At 32.1% G+C, this 17,689-nt stretch carries 12 protein-coding genes; 7 read left to right on the forward strand and 5 right to left on the reverse strand.

Features of this window, described 5'->3' with window-relative positions:
- The first annotated feature begins 89 nt into the window (after window positions 1–89).
- Together DFR85_RS17915 and DFR85_RS17920 are read left to right on the forward strand one after the other, a co-directional pair.
- The gene (locus DFR85_RS17915; protein ID WP_110269464.1) at window positions 90–1,412 is read left to right on the forward strand and encodes an aminotransferase family protein; all 1,323 of its coding nucleotides are present in this window, start codon (window positions 90–92) and stop codon (window positions 1,410–1,412) included.
- Window positions 1,413–1,442: 30 nt separating this feature from the next.
- Window positions 1,443–2,798: a dihydrolipoyl dehydrogenase gene (locus DFR85_RS17920; protein ID WP_110269465.1), complete on the forward strand. Its 1,356-nt coding sequence runs from the start codon at window positions 1,443–1,445 to the stop codon at window positions 2,796–2,798.
- Here DFR85_RS17920 and DFR85_RS17925 read toward each other — a convergent pair.
- From DFR85_RS17925 to DFR85_RS17935, 3 genes are all read right to left on the reverse strand, one after another.
- Window positions 2,795–3,151 (reverse strand): PadR family transcriptional regulator, encoded by a 357-nt coding sequence (locus DFR85_RS17925; RefSeq protein ID WP_246252974.1) that lies wholly within the window; start codon window positions 3,149–3,151, stop codon window positions 2,795–2,797. The two genes, DFR85_RS17920 and DFR85_RS17925, sit on opposite strands and share 4 nt — an antisense overlap.
- A gap of 95 nt (window positions 3,152–3,246) precedes the next feature.
- Window positions 3,247–3,738, reverse strand: a complete 492-nt coding sequence (locus tag DFR85_RS17930; protein ID WP_110269467.1) for a zinc ribbon domain-containing protein — start codon at window positions 3,736–3,738, stop codon at window positions 3,247–3,249.
- Window positions 3,739–3,783: 45 nt separating this feature from the next.
- Entirely contained in the window at window positions 3,784–5,025 is a 1,242-nt protein-coding gene (locus tag DFR85_RS17935; protein WP_110269468.1) for an MFS transporter, read from the reverse strand.
- Between the two features lie 183 nt (window positions 5,026–5,208).
- Here DFR85_RS17935 and DFR85_RS17940 point away from each other — a divergent pair, with 183 nt between their 5' ends.
- The 3 genes from DFR85_RS17940 (at window position 5,209) to DFR85_RS17950 (ending at window position 10,604) form a co-directional block, all read left to right on the forward strand.
- A complete protein-coding gene (locus tag DFR85_RS17940; protein ID WP_110269469.1) occupies window positions 5,209–7,170 on the forward strand; it encodes a hydantoinase/oxoprolinase family protein in 1,962 nt (653 codons plus the stop codon).
- Entirely contained in the window at window positions 7,158–8,696 is a 1,539-nt protein-coding gene (locus DFR85_RS17945) for a hydantoinase B/oxoprolinase family protein (protein WP_110269470.1), read from the forward strand. Before DFR85_RS17940 ends, DFR85_RS17945 begins: the two co-directional genes overlap by 13 nt.
- A gap of 297 nt (window positions 8,697–8,993) precedes the next feature.
- Complete coding sequence (locus DFR85_RS17950; RefSeq protein WP_162582555.1) at window positions 8,994–10,604, forward strand: hypothetical protein; 1,611 nt, start codon at window positions 8,994–8,996, stop codon at window positions 10,602–10,604.
- Window position 10,605: 1 nt separating this feature from the next.
- On the opposite strand, the gene DFR85_RS17955 is transcribed toward DFR85_RS17950, so the two are convergent.
- A complete protein-coding gene (locus tag DFR85_RS17955; RefSeq protein WP_110269472.1) occupies window positions 10,606–12,324 on the reverse strand; it encodes an AAA family ATPase in 1,719 nt (572 codons plus the stop codon).
- A 32-nt stretch (window positions 12,325–12,356) separates the two neighbouring features.
- A complete protein-coding gene (locus DFR85_RS17960; protein WP_110269473.1) occupies window positions 12,357–13,841 on the reverse strand; it encodes a D-glyceraldehyde dehydrogenase in 1,485 nt (494 codons plus the stop codon).
- Window positions 13,842–14,055: 214 nt separating this feature from the next.
- On the opposite strand from DFR85_RS17960, the gene DFR85_RS17965 reads away from it, so the two are divergent.
- Both DFR85_RS17965 and DFR85_RS17970 read left to right on the forward strand, forming a co-directional pair.
- Window positions 14,056–16,170, forward strand: a complete 2,115-nt coding sequence (locus DFR85_RS17965) for a molybdopterin-containing oxidoreductase family protein (protein WP_110269474.1) — start codon at window positions 14,056–14,058, stop codon at window positions 16,168–16,170.
- A gap of 100 nt (window positions 16,171–16,270) precedes the next feature.
- Complete coding sequence (locus DFR85_RS17970; RefSeq protein ID WP_110269475.1) at window positions 16,271–17,689, forward strand: hypothetical protein; 1,419 nt, start codon at window positions 16,271–16,273, stop codon at window positions 17,687–17,689.

The following is a 17,689-nucleotide window of genomic DNA, read 5'->3' on the forward strand; positions in this document are numbered from 1 at the left end:
TAATGAATGGAAATCTTCATAAAAAATTTAGAAATTTTCCAAAAATGGCATTTAAAAGTTTAATAGTTGTTTAATAATAGTTTACATTTATGGAAGATCCAAGTAAGATTGTTAGAGAGCATACTTTTGGAACATGGAGAAAACAGAAAGGTTGGGAACCAATAAATATCGTGAAGGCAGACGGGGTATATTTTTACGATTCTGCTGGCAAAAAATATTTGGATTTTTCTTCTCAATTAGTCAATGTCAATTTGGGTTACGGAAATAATCACGTTATAAAAGAAATAGAACATCAATTGGAAAATTTACAATACATATCTCCAGCTTTTGCTACAGAAACTAGGGCTAAAGCTGCTTCTTCTTTATTACAAGTGATGCCAAGAAATCTTACTAAATTCTTTTTTTCTACTTCTGGGACTGAGGCTAATGAAGGAGCAATAAAAATTTCAAGACTTGTGAAAAAACCTTCATATAAAGTAGTAGCTAGATACAGGGCTTATCATGGTTCTACCTTAGCTTCAATGAGCTTAACTGGAGATTATAGAAGATGGTTTACTGAGCCTAACACAATGCAAGGAGTAGTAAGAATACCTGAACCGTATTGTTATAGATGTCCGTTAAATCTTAAATACCCAGATTGTGGAATAGCTTGTGCTACATATTTGGACTATGTTATAAAAAATGAAGGTAACGTAGCTTCTGTTATAATTGAACCTATTACTGGAACAAATGGTGTTGTAGTTCCACCTAAAGAATATCTACCAATAATAAGAAAAATAACAAGTGAGAATAATGTGATTTTAATAACTGACGAAGTTATGACAGGTTGGGGAAGAACAGGAGAATGGTTTGCTGTAAATAATTGGAACGTAGAGCCTGACATTCTAACTACTGCTAAAGGTGCATCTGCTTCTTATCTTCCCATAGGAATTACTGCAGTAAATAAGGAGATAGCAGAATTCTTTGAAGATAATATTTTTGCGCATGGACACACGTTTGAAGCACATCCTGTTACTTTGGCTGCAATTCCAGCAGTTATAGAGGAATATAAAAGACTGGATTTACTGTCGCACGTAAAAGCTATGGGACAATACTTAGGTGATCGACTAAAGGAATTAAAGGAGAGACATAAAAGTATAGGTGATGTTAGAGGCATGGGACTATTTTGGGCTATAGAATTAATTAAAGACTCTAAGAAAACTCCTTTTGGCACTTATGAAGATAAATATGAAGGTAAGAGCACTCCAGTAGACGTTTTAACAAAGCGTTTGATGAATGATGGTATATATGTCTTTGGAGGACCGTCTTGGTTAGTTATATCACCTCCATTGATAATATCCAAAGAAGATATAGATATTGGAATAGAAAAGATTGATGAAACATTAAATTCTCTTGATAAGCAGTTCACATAAATTTTTTAATAATAATTTTATAATTGAATTATGGATGTAGATGTTTTAATAGCAGGAGCAGGAGGTGCTGGATATCCTGCAGCGTTTAGACTTTCTAAAGCAGGTTTTTCAGTAATAATGGCCGATCCTAAAGGCGAACTAGGTGGAAATTGTTTATATCAAGGCTGTGTTCCTTCCAAAACAGTCAGAGAATTAACACAAATGATAAAAAGAGCTAAATTATTAAATACAAATATCGATGTTAACTTTCAATTAATCCAAAATCATAAAGATAAAGTTCAGGAAACCAGATTTAAGCAACATAAATCAGAACTTTCAGAAACTCATGTTGAGTTTATAAAAGGAGAAGTCGAAATAGTGGATAATCATAACGCTATAATTAAAGGAGATAAAGATCTAAATGTAAGGGCAAAATATATTATTTTAGCTACTGGAAGCGAGCCTTTTAGACCTAAATTTCCAGGTGAAAATCTTTGTATAACTAGTGACGATTTATATAAATATAAATCTCCTATAAGAGAATTGCCTAAAGAAATGGTTATAATTGGTGGCGGTTATATAGCATTTGAAGCAGCTACAATGTTTAATATTTTGGGGACAAAAGTTCATGTTCTTGTAAGATCAGATAAGATATTAAGGGGAATTGATAGTAAATTGTCTTCCACTTTATTATCATTAATGGATAAAAATATAGATATAAGATTTAACTCCCCAGTTTTAGAAGTAAAGAAAAATAGTAAATCTTTAGATGTAATATTTTCACATAATGGCAATAAGGAGTTATTAACTGCAGACCAAGTTTTATTAGCTACTGGTAGATCGCCAGTTTATCCTAAAGGTATAGAGAAAACTGAAGTAAAAACTGATAGAAAAGGAATAATTGTAGATAATTCCATCATCACGTCTGTTAATAATATTTTTGCTCCAGGCGATATTAATGGTATATCAATGTTTTTCCACTCTGCAGTAAGGCAATCTTTAGTTGCTGCTCATAATATAATGTCTGGTGGTACCCCAATAGACTATATGGATTTCAATAGCGTGCCTAAGACAATCTTTACTTTTCCTCCTATAGCGTATATAGGCATAACACCAGACATTGCTAAGAAGAATGGAATTGAAATAGTGGAAGCTTCATATCCCTTTGCAAAGGATTCTAGAGCTCAAATGTATGAGGAAACGGAGGGCGAAATAAGACTCTTCTTTGAAAAGACTAGTCTGAGGCTTATAGGAGGATGGATAATAGGAATTGATGCACCTTCTCTAATCAATGAAATAGGAATAGCAATGGCTAATGGACTTACAGCTAGGCAGATAGCCGATTATGCTGATCAGCATCCAATGACTAATGAAGGCGTAAGTTACGCTGCAAGATCCATATTCTAAGTTTCAAAAGCTTTTTTAAATTTTTCATAAATTTTTCTTATATTTTCTTTCTCATCTATAGAAAGATTATCCCAATTATCAAGAATATAATCCACAAGCGAGTCTAACTCTCTTATACTATTAGATATCTTATTTTCTATGCTTGTTTCACCTATTATTTCTCTTCCTTTATCTGTTATTCCATAATATTTTTTCGTACCTTCAGTTTTAACTACCTTTATTAAACCTTCGTCTTCAAGAGCTTTTATCATAGGATAAACAGATCCCGGAGATGGTTTCCACATACCCATAGTATTTGCCTCAATTTTTTCCATTATTTCTGCTCCAGTTAAGTTTCCTTCATTAGCAAGCATATAAAGAATAAGATATCTTAATCCTCGTCTATGAAAATGGTGGTGCATCATAATATTACATGCTAATTATCAAAAAACTGTTAAAATGTTTTCTGTCACATCAATTTATTTCCGCAATTTAAGCAGAATTTAGCTCCTGGAGGATTTTGATATCCGCATTGAGAACATCTGAGACCTTGTGCTGTCGTCTGTGGCATTTGGGGCTGCATTGAAGGCATTTGTGGCGTTGGAGTCATTTGTGGTGACGGTGTAGGAGTGTAAGGCATATCAAATAACCCATCGTTAATTTCCTTATCTATCTGTTTGAATAATCTATGATCTATTAATTCTCTACCTAAGGCTCCTATATGTTCCTCTTCTATTATTATTCTAAAATCATTAGGTGCTCCAGTTATTCTTATAATCAATTCCTCAGCATGGTGCATATGCCCTTTTTTTAAACCTCTTACTATATAGTCCTGCATACTTCCCATAGGTGGGCTCATCATTTGTGTACTGCTTTCCCATCCTTCACCCGCTAATATACTATTTATCTCTTGTGCTAATGCTTGTAAATTTATATATCGACCTGTATATGTTTTCTCCATAAACTACTAACGTAATATTAAATTAATAAATTTTCGTCATTCTTTTTACTCATTCAATTGTAAATCTTTTGTTTCTTTCATTCTAATTGTTGAATAGATGGCTATTAGAATAAATGCTATTGAATATAGTGGATATAGAGCATAACTGATTGACCCTAAGAAATCTGATATATAGCTAGCAGGTCCAGCTATAAACGAATTTCCAAATTGATAAGCAGATGAACTACCAGAGTATCTGACTATTGTGGGGAACATTTCTGATAATGAAGCTGCTAATGGAGAATATCCTAATCCATGAAAAATTCCAAATAATGTCACGAAAAATATAAACGATGCAGGATTTCTAAATTCAAATGCTGGAATGATAATTGCTAAAGAGCCTAAATTTGATAACAGAAGTAGCAGTCTTCTTCCTATTATATCTGAGATTTTTCCAGATATAAATACAGTTGTTAAATCAGCTATAGCTAATAAACTTACTGCTATAAGTGAGATATTTTCACTTATGATTCCTAGTCCGCTAAAAACAACAGGTAATAATACAGCTCCAACATAAAATATTGTGCCTAAAGATCCTGCTAGTAACGTTCCTAGTAATAATTCTTTCCAATATCTGACTACCATCTCCTTACCAGGAAATCTAACAATTAATCCGGAATTTTTAACCTCTGTAAATAGCCGTGTTTCATCTATTTTTAGTCTTATTGTAATTCCTACAGCCACCATAATGAATGAAAGTAAAAATGGAATTCTCCATCCAAATGAGAACATTTCAGATGAAGGTAAATACGATGTTAAAATTAAAAATACTCCAGTTCCAAGAAGTAGACCTATTCCTACTGTAGACTGAACAAATGCACTAAAAAACGCCCTTTTTCTTTCGTTAGTTTCGTTAACTAACAATATAGCTCCTCCCCATTCTCCACCTAGTCCTAATCCTAGGACTAGCCTTAAAATAACAAGAAGTATTATTGTAATTAATCCTAGTTGTGCATAAGTAGGTAAAACTCCTACTAAACCACTAGAAATTCCAGAGATTAATAACGTAATAAGTAATGAATACTTTCTTCCATTTCTGTCTCCATAGTGTCCAAATAAGAATGCTCCTATAGGTCTGGTTAGAAATCCTAGAGCAAAAACCAATAATACGTCAAGTACAGCTACTGCTTTATTACTAGATGGGAAAAGTTCTTCTCCTATATATACGCTTCCAGAACTAAAAATGAAAATGTCGTACCATTCTATAATAGTCCCTATCATAGAACCTGCTATTGTTATTTTCTTCATAAATATGTGGGAAACTTTATTTGATATATAAATTTCTATATTTACAAGTTAAAATTGTTTATATTAGCTCTAACTAAGTTGCTTGAATAATATTACTTGATGTATTTTCAGACGTTATCTATTATTTTATTTTTAATACAATTTGATAAAACGCTTTAAAATAAAAACTCTTATATCATACTTATGCCTGTAGCAGTTGATGTCGGAGGAACTTTTACTGACATAATTTTTATGGATGAAAAGGGAAATTTGCAGTATTACAAGTTATCTACAACACCAAAAAATCCTGAAATTGGAGTGTATCAAGGTATTAAAAAAATTGGTATAAATACGTCTGAAATTATTCATGCTACTACTATAGCTACAAATTCACTACTAGGGCAGGTCAATTTAGATTTGCCTAAAATAGCACTTCTAACAACTAAAGGTTTTAGAGATATAATAGAAATAGGAAGGCAAAATAGGCCAGAACTTTATAATCCTTACTTTGAAAAACCGCGTGTTATAGTTCCTAGAGAATATAGATATGAAATTAATGAAAGAGTTGACGCTAACGGAAATATAATAATACCTTTAGATAAAGAGGAAGCAGAAAGTAAAATAAAAGAGATTGACAATAATGCTACTTCAATAGCGGTATCTTTTCTTCATTCTTATCTGAACCCTTCTCACGAAAAAATTGTAAAGGACATTGCGAGTAAATATTTTAAGTATATTTCAATATCTAGTGAGATTGCTTCAGAGCCGAGAGAGTATGAAAGAACTTCCACGACTGTTATAAATGCGTTGTTAATGCCTATAGTATCTAGATATTTGGAATCTTTAGAAAACTTGCTTCAGGAATTCGGAAGACCCAGATTATATATAATGTCCAGTTCTGGAGGTTTGATAGATTCTAAAGAAGCCTCGTATAGGCCTGTCCAAATAATTGAATCGGGTCCTACGGCAGGCGTAGTTGGAATACTAACAATGTCTAAATTTCTTGGTATTAAAAACGCTATAAGCTTCGATATGGGAGGTACTACAGCTAAAGCTGGATCAATTATAAATGGAGAAATAGAAATAACTTCAGAGTATGAGGTTGGAGGCAAAACTCATTATGGAAGAGTAGTTAAAGGTTCAGGCTATCCTGTTAGATTTCCTTTTGTTGATTTAGTAGAAGTATCTGCTGGTGGAGGTACAATAATATGGAAAGATGATGCAGGAGCATTAAGAATAGGTCCACTAAGTGCAGGAGCAGATCCTGGTCCTATGAGTTATAATAAAGGAGGAGACAAACCTACACTTACTGACGCTAGCCTGGTACTAGGTAAAATAAATGATAGACTACTTTCTGGAGATATGGTATTAAGGAAGGACTTAGCTATAAAAGGACTTAAGGAGTTAGGTGATGAAGAAGTCATCTCGACTAATGCACTAAAGCTAGCAAATCTCGAAATGAGTAGAGCTATAAGGTTAGTAACAGTTGAAAGAGGATTAGATCCTTCAGAATTTACTCTTTTTGCGTTTGGCGGGGCAGGTCCTCAGTTTGCGTTAGACATTGCTGAAGAATTGAGCATAAGAGAAGTTGTGGTACCGCCTGCACCTGGCCTATTTAGTGCTATGGGAATGCTTTTTGCAGATAAAAAGTTTGAAGCAAGAAAATCTTATCCTACTGATTTATTCAGAGATTATGAGACTCTAGAAAAAGAACTAATAACTAAACTAGGTAAAGTCGATTATTTCATAAGATATGCCGATGTTAGATATGAGGGACAAGGATGGGAATTAACTATTCAAGTATCTGATCCTTCTAGAATAAAACAAGACTTCGAGAATAAACATTTATCAGTATATGGATTTAAGTTGGATAAACCTATTGAAGTAGTTACAATTAGAGTCTTTGCAATAATATTATCAGCTAAACCTAAAATTCCAGATCCTCCTTCGACGCTAAATCCAAAAAATAGTTATAGGAAAGTAAAATTTGAAGACTGGATTAACGTTCCTGTATATATTAGAGAATCACTTCCATTAGGCTTTCATATAGAAGGACCAGCTATAATAGAAGAATATAGCTCTACTACTGTTGTAAAGCCAGGGTGGACTGCGGATATAGGGAAAATGGGTTCTATATTTTTGAGGTGTGCAAAATGTGGGAAATAGTTCATAAATCTTCAATATATATAGCCGAAGAAATGGGGGTAGCGCTAAAAAAATCTGCACTTTCTCCGAACATTAGAGAGAGAATGGATCACAGTTGTGCTATTGTTAACGATGAAGGTAAAATTATTGCTCAAGCCGAACATATACCAGTTCACCTAGGATCTTTTAAAATAGGAGTTACTAATATTCTAAATTATATTGAGAAAGAAGGTATAGAATTAAATGAAAATGATATGTTAGTATTTAATGATCCTTATATTTCTGGAACTCATTTAAACGATGTAGGAATTATAGCTCCTATATATATAGATGGAAAAATATCCGGTTATGTAATAAATAAGGCCCATCATGTTGACGTAGGAGGCCCAATTCCTGGAAGTCTTAATCCTTTTGCGAAAACTATCTATGAAGAAGGAACAGTAATTCCTCCTTTAAAGATAATGGAAAAAGGCAATATCAATAGAAGTGTGTTATCTATCATAAGAGAGAATTTCAAGGTTCCAGATTATTCTATAGGAGATATTAATGCACAAATTGCAGCTAATAGATTAGGTATAATTAGAGTAAAGGAGCTTTTTGGGAAATATGATAATGTTAAAGAAAATTGGAGAATATCTATAGATTATGTGAGAGAATTAGTTTTATCTCAATTAAGGAAATGGCCTAAAGGAATTTTTGATGCGGAAGATTACTTAGAATGGAATAATAACTTAGTTCCTATTAAACTAGAATTAAGTATTACTGGGGATAAAATATCTGCTGATTTTTCTGGAACTTCAGCTCAAATGGAAAATCCATTAAATGCAGTATTTGGTGTTACGTATTCTGCAGTATCCTTTGCAGTTAGATCGCTATTACCGGAAATTCCTACTAATGACGGATTTTATTCTATTATTGAAATTAAAGTACCAGAAGGTAGTTTACTAAATCCTAAAAAGCCGGCTGCAGTAGGGGGCGGCAATGTGGAAACTTCACAAAGAGTAGCTGATGTAACTTTCCTAGCCTTATCAAAAGCTCTGCCTAATAAAGTTCCAGCTGCAAGTTCTGGTACAATGATGAATATTATGCTTGGAGGTCTTTTTAATGGGAAATATTGGTCATATTATGAGACAATTGGTGGAGGAAGTGGAGGTAGACCTTGCAAGCCTGGAGTTTCTGCAGTTCAAAACAATATGACTAATACTCTTAATACACCAATAGAAATAGCCGAAAAACAATTTCCTATACTCTTTACTAAATATTATATTAGAGAAAATAGCGGAGGAAAAGGAAAATATCCTGGAGGAGATGGTATTATTAGAGGATTTAGGATACTTTCTAGGACAAGAATATCAGTTATAGCAGATAGATTTATGATAGGTCCATGGGGTATTGATGGAGGAGAAAGAGGAAAGCCTGGCAAGATCACTATTTCTGGTAAAAATATGCCTAGCAAGTTCTCAATGGAGATAGAACCTAATGACGAAGTTATAGTAGAGACTCCAGGAGGAGGAGGATACGGTAAGTTTAATTCCAATTTAAAATAATGCATTTTTAACTTAGATTGTGTATTTTACGAAGATATATTTTCAATGTACGCAATTATATATTAGGATATTTTTTTTATCTAATTAGTTTCTATAGAAAAATAAGAAAAAATTAAATGAATATTATATTGCTAAATTTATTTTTTGACAATTCACTGTTCCGTTCCACTGGAAAATCAAGAGATATCTCTTTTCTTGAAACTATAATTTAAATAGTTGAAACTAATACGAAGACTTATGAGTCTAAAACATAAAATTGTCGTCATATTATTTCTTTTTATATTTTCTCTTTCATTTATGAGTGAATATAATACATTAGAATTACAAGCATATTCTCCAGCTTCTACAAACTACACAGTATATTATTCAAAGTATGATTCTGTGTTATTCATTCCCACTCAAATGCCTCTACATGGTACTTACATGCATATGTTATCCCTTAATTCTACAATATATATGGTATCTAGCGAAAGATTTTACTCATCAAGTTTTCAAGGAAGTAATGTTCATCTAAGAGATAATTATGCAATATATTATATTACTGAAGGAACCCTAAAAAATGAGGAAATAAACTATACTATATCAATAAGAGACGGGATGTTTATCACTGTTCATTCCTCTCCACAGTTAATAAGAGTTTTAGTTAATAGTCAAGGAATGTTAAAAGTAGTATGGGCAGGTTATTTAGTAACTACAGGAAGTGTGACTGGATATACATATATTAATAATTCTGCAGAAGTTATTTTACAATATCTTAATGGTACATCAGTATTAAATATCACTGTGACTGTTAATCCAAATTCAAATGTTTCTGGACATTTGAATACATTTCTTATGAATTCGCAAATTACTAAAATTATATCTTATCTTAGAACTTCAATAGTTACAATTAATATGCCTAAAAGATATAGCAATATATATTCATTGGTGACATTGCACAATAATTCTATAGGATTGATTGAAAGATATAATGTTACTGTATCTCAACTTAACGGAACACTAGTTCCAGCAATATATTGGAACGGAAGTTCGTCTGTAAATTTTAACAATACAATACCTATAGTCAAACAGCCCATATCAAATAGAGGAGAAATTTATAGTCATTATATAGGATTTTATGGAATAAATGGAAGTCTAATAGGGTTCATTAGTACTAAAACATTTTCTTCCTATAGTCAGAAAAGCTTCATAATAGGTGGCAAGATTACTAGTAGCATGATATATACCTCGCAAATGATAGTATTTATAAACGGACATAAGGCTATAAGAACAGTATCTATTAATATCATGCACTTAAACAATGTTTACTTAGCTATAGCAATAACTGTTAATGGAAGTCTAGAGTCAACAGCTAATATTAATTTTACTCATACAGTATATATATCAACACCAGGAATTTTAGCTAAAGTATCTGTGAATTCCACAACCTATTATATAGTAGCGTTTAAAAATAATTATACCGCTCAAGTTCACACAATAAAACCATTATCTACACTAAATACTACAATAAATTATAATAACAGTAAATATTTTGCTGAAGAAGTTAATATAAACTCTAGCGGATATGTTTTATTTAATGTAACGTTGGTTCATAATTTAGCAAGAGTCATAGTGCTCGAGAAAACTAGCAGTGGATTGATGCAGTTAAACTCATCAGATTATTTTATTGTAAATAATACTGTAAACATATTTACAGATCCATACTCGACATATTATGTTATATATCCTACTATATCTACTTCAGTTCCTACTACAACTTCCGCAACTTCATCTTCTACAACTAACACCTCTGTTCCATTATCTTCTACATCCACGACCATCAGTTCTAAACTAAGTTATTATATAATAATTGGAATAGTTATAGCTATAATCATAGTAATTTCCATAATACTATTAAGAAGAAAGTAATTTAATTTCTTTTCATAAAATCTTCATAGAGCTTTATTTGATCTTGCGTAACAGAAGGCTTTACGATCTGTAAAACTTTTTTAAAATCATTTATGTTTATTTTTGTCCTTAGTATTTTAGTCTGTGTAGCTTCCTTAAGCAAATTTCTTTTTATCTCTTCAATTACTAGTTTAAGATCTGCTGGAGTAAAATTTTCAGTTAGTTTAGCTACTTCTTGAATAGTAAAATCGTCTATTTCCAGACCTCTTGTAATTACCTTTAGTACTTTTATCCTTCCTACATAATCTGGTGGTGGAACGAATATTATCTTATCGAATCTACCAGGTCTCAATAATGCAGGATCTATGTCCCAAGGTCTATTTGTTGCTCCTATTACTATTACATCTCCTATATCACGTATTCCGTCCATTTCAGCTAATAGCTGTGTTAAAGCGTTTCTCCACTCATTAAAAGCTCTTGCTCTAGCTAACATATCGACTTCATCTATGAATATTATAGATGGCGAATTATCTTTTGCTACAGCAAATTTTTCAGAAATAAGTTCTGGTGCTTTCAGCGGTCCTGCAGACGCTATTTCGTCTCCTGAAAGGATTATGAAACTAGCATTTATTTCATTTGATAAAGCTTTAGCTATACTGGTTTTACCAGTTCCTGGAGGTCCATAAAGTAGAATTCCTTTAACTGGTTTTATACCTAATTTTTCAGCGAAATCCTTATTCTTTAAGGGAAGCTCTATAGAATCCCTTATTATACTCTTTACATTTTCTAGATCTCCTAGGTCGTTCCACGTTACGTCTGGAATACCATAATTTTCTATTTCTACTTTAGTTCTAGAATATTTTTTAGCTATGTTCTCAAACTTAATTATAGTAGATATAGATACTGATGGTTTATAGTTTTCTATATATTTTAAAAAATCTTCTGTAGAGGGATATTTTCCTTTTTCATTACATTCTGAAATTACTTTTTCAGAAAGCAGTTTAATATCTGCTGGAGAAAATCTATTACTCTTTTTAGCAAGTAAGGAATAATCTATTCCTTCTATACCTACATATCCCTTCCATATTCTTTCACGTTCTTTTTCGTCTGGTAAATCGACGTAGATAACCTCATCAAATCTTCCTGGTCTTAGGAAAGCTTCGTCTATTTCTTGAGGTATATTAGTAGCACCTATAATTAGTATTTTATCGTTTTTATCATGCATTTCCTGAATTTTAGTTAATAGAATGTTAACAAGTCTATGAGTAACTTCGTGGATATCATCACTTCTACTCATAGCAAAACCATCAATTTCATCTATAAATAATATGGAGGGCGAATTATTTTCTACATCGTTTAAAAACGAATACAGTAAATATTCACTTTCTCCATACCATTTACTAAGTATATCGTTGGCCTTTAACTCAAAGAAATTCCATTGCATCTTATTAGCTATAGCCTTTGCAATCATGGTCTTTCCTGTTCCTGGTGGGCCGAATAAAATAACACCGTATGTCTTTCCCTCTTTTACTTCGTTTGCTATCTTTTCAAGCCTATTTTTTACGTAGTCTCTATCGTATATTCTATCCCAAGATACGTTTGGAATATAGCTTATTTTTTTAAGTCTCTTTTTTGCAAAGGTATTAGCTCTCATCATCATTAGAAAGAACATTATTGGTACTATGAAGAAAAGCACTTGAAGAATAAGTATTGCAATGTTAAGAGCTTCACTAGTGTTCATAAAAAAATCTTGAAATGCAAAAATAAAAATTATTACGTGTAAGGAGGAATAACTTCTCCTTTGGTTGGATCTTTGCTATAATCTATGTAAATATTCTTGACCTTGACATACTCTTCTATTCCATACTTAGAATTCTCTCCTGCTTGTCCAGACATTCTGAATCCAGTATGATATCCTTGGCTAGCCTCAGGTCCTGGCATATTAATATAGAGTTCTCCAAATTTAATCTCTCTAGCAGCTTTCATAGCTAAAGAGACGTCTTTTGTAAACAAATATGACGCTAAACCGTAATCTGAATCATTAGCTAAACTTATTACTTCATCGAAATCATCAGAAACCTTCATAGCGCCTATTACTGGCCCAAATACTTCTTCCCTAAATATTTCCATGTTCTGCTTTACGTCAGTAATAATAGTAGGCATGTAAAAGAATCCATTAGAATATCTAGAAGGCAATTCCGGCTTATTTCCTCCATAAATAATCTTAGCTCCATCTGATACAGCTTTTTCTACAAACCCAGAAACTTTAGAGAGAGCAGCTTTATTTATTAATGGGCCCATATCACTGCTTCTTGGTTCTCCTATTTTTAGTGATTTTGTCTTTTCTATGAAGAGATTTAGGAATTTATCATAAACGTCTTCGTGCACATAAAGCCTTTCGGCTGCTATACATGATTGTCCAGCGTTCCAATATTTAGCCCACATAAGAACTTTTGCTGCTAATTCTAGATCAGCGTCTTTCCATACAATGAATGGGGCTTTACCACCTAATTCTAAGATAAGCTTAGCCATTATTGATGACGAAGATTTCATTACCTCTACTCCAGTTTTAGACTCGCCTGTTAACGTAATAACTGATATTTTCTTATGGGAAGTCATATAATCTCCTATTACGCTTCCTTTACCTGTAATTAGATTAACTGTTCCTGCTGGGAACCCAGCTTGTCTAGCTTTTTCTACAAGCCAACCAGCTACAAACGGTGTATCAGAACTTGGTTTAACTATTACTGTGTTACCAGTAATTAAAGCCGGTCCCATTTTTCTTGCAACCATTGCAGCAGGGAAATTCCATGGTGTTATAGCTAAAACCACACCATAGGGTATTTTGTATTGATATATTACTCTATCTGGTTTTGTACCTTCTATTACATCTCCAGTTATTTTTCTTGCAAATTCAGCATAGTATTGTAATTGATCTAATACTCCATCAACTTCTTGGCTAGCTTCTTTCCTAGGTTTTCCTACTTCGTCCATTAATAACTCTTCAAGAGCTTCCCTATCTTGATTTATTAGCTCAATTAATTTGTATAGATATTTACTTCTTTCTACTGATGTTAACTTTTCCCATTTTTTCTGAGCATCATAAGCAGCATCAACTGCTCTATCCACATCTTCTTTTGACGCTGAAGCAAATTTACCATATAATTCTCCAGTACTGGGATTATATTTGTTAAGATATTCTTCAGAAGAAGGTTTTACCCATTCTCCATTAATGAAAAGATCTTGTGTTTTTTCCATATATAAATTAGAGATAATGTCTTTAATAAACTTCGATACAATATCTTCTAGATTTTGTTCATTAACACAGTTACAGATGCTATATATTGTACTTTATAATACTATCAAATATTATTAGTAAAATTATATATTATAAATTTATTTTCAAGCCAAATTATAATCGAACTTTATATATATAATTTAGACTTAAATATGATAAGGAGATATAGAATATATGGCTTTTGTAAGATGCTACATGTGCAAAAATATGTGTGGAATTATAGCCACTGTAGAAGGTAAAACAGTAAGAGTTGCTGCTAATAGAAATCATCCACAACCTGGAATATGCGGTAGAGGTGCTGCAGGTCCTTATCTTTTAACTCATCCAGATAGATTAAAGGGACCTATGATAAGACAAGGAGAATCTCTTGTAAAGACTGATTGGGATAGAGCTTTAGATGAAGTAACAAAGTACTTTAAAGAACTCATTGATGAAGGGCATCCAGAATATCTTGCTATTACTTTCCATGATTATGGGAAAGAAATCTTAGAAAGGTTTGCAGCACTTTATGGGACTCCTAATCTTATAGGTCATGAATCAGTATGCCATGGATCTAGAACAGTAGCTGCAGAGCTAGTTCTTGGAGCCGAAGGTCCTAGAAGTATAGATCCAGATTATCCGAATTCCAAATTCGTTGTATTTATTAGCAGAAATCCACTAGAAGGGATAGTTCCAGATATAGTAAGGAGAATAGATGAAGGAAGAAAGAAAGGAATGAAAATAGCAGTCATAGATCCTAGAAAATCAGCAATTGCTGAAAGGTATGCAGATCGATGGATTCCAATAAGGCCAGGGACGGATAGCGCATTCTTGTTGTCAGTAATTTATTATATGATAAAAAATAAAATGTACGATGAAGATTTTTTAATGAAATATAGCAACGCGTCATTACTGATATATGATGACCTTTCATCTGCTAACACTTACGCTAACTCTTTACTTTATGAAGGTCAAATAAATGGTAGGAAAGTTAGTACTGCATTTTCTCTACTTATGAAAGAAGGAGAAAAAGTTTATCCGAGACTAAAAGATATTACTGGTGTTACTTACGACGATGTCAAGTATATAGCAGAAAATCTGTGGGATAATAGACCGTCGGCAGTAATTGATGATGCATGGCATACATCTTTTTCAACAGATTCCACGTATGCTTGGATGGCAGCTTTAATTTTGAATACTATGATCGGAAATATAGATAAAAAAGGCGGTTTAATATTTTCTAAAAAAGGTAAGGTAAAATTATATGACGAATCTAGAGTAAAAGCTAAACGAATAGATAAAATAAGATATCCATTATCATATGCTGCTTTCCAAGAAGTTTATAGAAGTATCCTAACTGGAAATCCTTATCCTATTAAAGCCCTTATGGTTGTAGGTACTAATCTTGACGGTAGAGATCCCAATTCTGATTTTGTAAGAAGAGCATTGAATTCAGTTGATTTCCTTGTAGTAATAGATGTTATGCCATCTGACGTTACTGAATATGCAGATGTAGTACTTGCAGAATCTACATATTTGGAAAGAGACGAACTTCCTTTGCCTGTTGGATGGACTTTAGAGTCATGGATAGACGTGCATCAAAAAGCAATAGAACCATTTTATGATACTAAGCCTTTATGGTGGATAATCCTAGAGCTAGAACATAGGCTAGGTCTTTCTAAAGATACATATGCCGATTTAGAAAAAAAGATTTTAGATCAGTTTAAGATAAATAGGGAAGAACTTTACTCTAAAGGCTGTATTGAAATACCACAAGAGATTTATGAAATCTACCCTTACAAGAGGCCACTTTCTACTCCATCAGGAAAAGTAGAAATATATTCTGAAACTCTCCATAAATATGGATATTATCCTATTCCTACTTATATTGAGAAAAATGTAATGCCAAGAGCACAAGATGAATTTTTCCTAACAACTGGGCATACTCTTTATCATACTCAGGATAGCATAACTTTTGATATTCCAACGTTAATTAGACTTGCTCCAGATAATCCAGTTATGATAAGCAAAAATAAGGCGCAATTACTTGGCATTAAGGACAATGATGATATAGAGGTTATTTCACTTACTACTGGACAGAAGGTTAAATGTAAAGTTAAGGTAACCGATGGTATAAGAGATGATACTGTTTTCACATATTTTGGATTTGGCAGACATTCAAAAGGTGAAAGATATGCATATGGACACGGTTTCGATGTAAATAGCTTAATAAGCGATCAGATAACAGATCCAATTTCTGGAAGTGTTGCCCAATCTTTAAATATTGTTAAAATAAGATTATCTAAATGATTTATTTTATAAATATATTTTTCACTCAAATGGAACAGTAAAAATGCTATGAACGGAAATATAATCTTAAGGTGGAATGCTTATCATAACTTGACTGAAAATGAAGAATGGTATATTAATCGGGATCGTATTAGCAATTTTAGTTGTTATTGGTGCTGATTATTATATAATTAGTTTTCAGAGTTTAACACACACTAATGCATCTAATTCAACTACTTTTTCTTCTACTCAATCTACTTCATATCAAAATTCTCAAACTACAACTTCTCAAAATTCTACAAATAAGGAAACAAATAATATTCAACTAATACCTAATAAGGCGTTCTATTATAATGGATATGTAAAGTCTAGACTATTTATAAATGGTTTATACTTTTACGTATTACATGGCAATGATACTATAATAGATAGTACATCAAAAGGAATGAATATAACTACTATTAATAGTGTTATAGCTATAGGCTATATTATCCCAGGATATTATTACGAAACTACTGTTGATTTTTCGTTTAACCAACAAGGACCTTTTGGAGTATTTTTAAAAATAATCAATACATCACAATTAAATAATGAACAAAGATTGGATTCTATAGTGATAGCATTTTATAAACCACCTACTGCTCAACCGCCTGATGCAATATACTTATATAATATAACAATTCCAATAATTATCAATGGAACAGAAGAAAACGTAATATTTATGATATATAAAAGTCCAATACATATATTCTTTATCCCTCAAAAAACATTGTTAGGAAATATAACTCTTATACTGAAATATTTCACAGAAGCTTCTAATTATACTCTACCATATCAAGTAGGAATATTCGATCATTCTACCTTAAAGTCTAATACTACGTCAATAGCTACAGATTTTGTGTATAATTGGAGTTTAGATTACATTAAGTTATTTCAAAATCCTAATGAAATAGAAAGTCATATTCCAAATAAATTTGAAAGTATTATGAAGGAAATTTCTATCCATAATTATACTGACTTTGTAATTATAAAAAACGGATCAATTGAACTAGGAGGAGAAAAATATTATGCATTAAATTCCGGTATGCTTATTGTTGAACATTCACAGCCTAATAATGTAAGCTATAAGCAAGTAATGTTTGGAATATCTCAATATTCTAATGCAGAAACGTACAGTCAAATCCAAGCTTTAACAATAGGCTTAGCATATCACATACTTAATGGTACAGATAATTTTGGTATTAAAATAGCTTCAAATCAAGAAGTTTATTTGTTACTATATTCATCCAATATTTTAACATCTTCTAAAGTAGTAAGAATACCTATGGAAATTAATGGACATCCAGTATTTATGAATTTTTATGAAATTAAAAATGATAATGTAATATATTTATATCCTGAAAATGATATAAAAAGTGCTCAAGTAGTGATAAATGCGGAGATAGTGCTAAAAGTTCTAAAAATACCTGGCGAGGTATATTATGTAGATTTAGGAAACATATTACCTAGCAGTAATTATATGTACAGTATATTTTCTTAA

Origin of the sequence: Acidianus brierleyi (assembly GCF_003201835.2) — an archaeon.
Classification (GTDB): Archaea; Thermoproteota; Thermoprotei_A; order Sulfolobales; family Sulfolobaceae; genus Aramenus; species Aramenus brierleyi.

Bases quoted from the DNA above. Each gene is read 5' to 3' on its own strand.
- DFR85_RS17935 (WP_110269468.1), bottom strand. From the start codon at position 5,025: ATGAAGAAAATAACAATAGCAGGTTCTATGATAGGGACTATTATAGAA.
- DFR85_RS17955 (WP_110269472.1), bottom strand. From the start codon at position 12,324: ATGAACACTAGTGAAGCTCTTAACATTGCAATACTTATTCTTCAAGTG.
- DFR85_RS17940 (WP_110269469.1), top strand. From the start codon at position 5,209: ATGCCTGTAGCAGTTGATGTCGGAGGAACTTTTACTGACATAATTTTT.
- DFR85_RS17930 (WP_110269467.1), bottom strand. From the start codon at position 3,738: ATGGAGAAAACATATACAGGTCGATATATAAATTTACAAGCATTAGCA.
- DFR85_RS17960 (WP_110269473.1), bottom strand. From the start codon at position 13,841: ATGGAAAAAACACAAGATCTTTTCATTAATGGAGAATGGGTAAAACCT.
- DFR85_RS17970 (WP_110269475.1), top strand. From the start codon at position 16,271: ATGAAGAATGGTATATTAATCGGGATCGTATTAGCAATTTTAGTTGTT.
- DFR85_RS17925 (WP_246252974.1), bottom strand. From the start codon at position 3,151: ATGCTTGCTAATGAAGGAAACTTAACTGGAGCAGAAATAATGGAAAAA.
- DFR85_RS17920 (WP_110269465.1), top strand. From the start codon at position 1,443: ATGGATGTAGATGTTTTAATAGCAGGAGCAGGAGGTGCTGGATATCCT.
- DFR85_RS17950 (WP_162582555.1), top strand. From the start codon at position 8,994: ATGAGTGAATATAATACATTAGAATTACAAGCATATTCTCCAGCTTCT.
- DFR85_RS17945 (WP_110269470.1), top strand. From the start codon at position 7,158: ATGTGGGAAATAGTTCATAAATCTTCAATATATATAGCCGAAGAAATG.
- DFR85_RS17915 (WP_110269464.1), top strand. From the start codon at position 90: ATGGAAGATCCAAGTAAGATTGTTAGAGAGCATACTTTTGGAACATGG.
- DFR85_RS17965 (WP_110269474.1), top strand. From the start codon at position 14,056: ATGGCTTTTGTAAGATGCTACATGTGCAAAAATATGTGTGGAATTATA.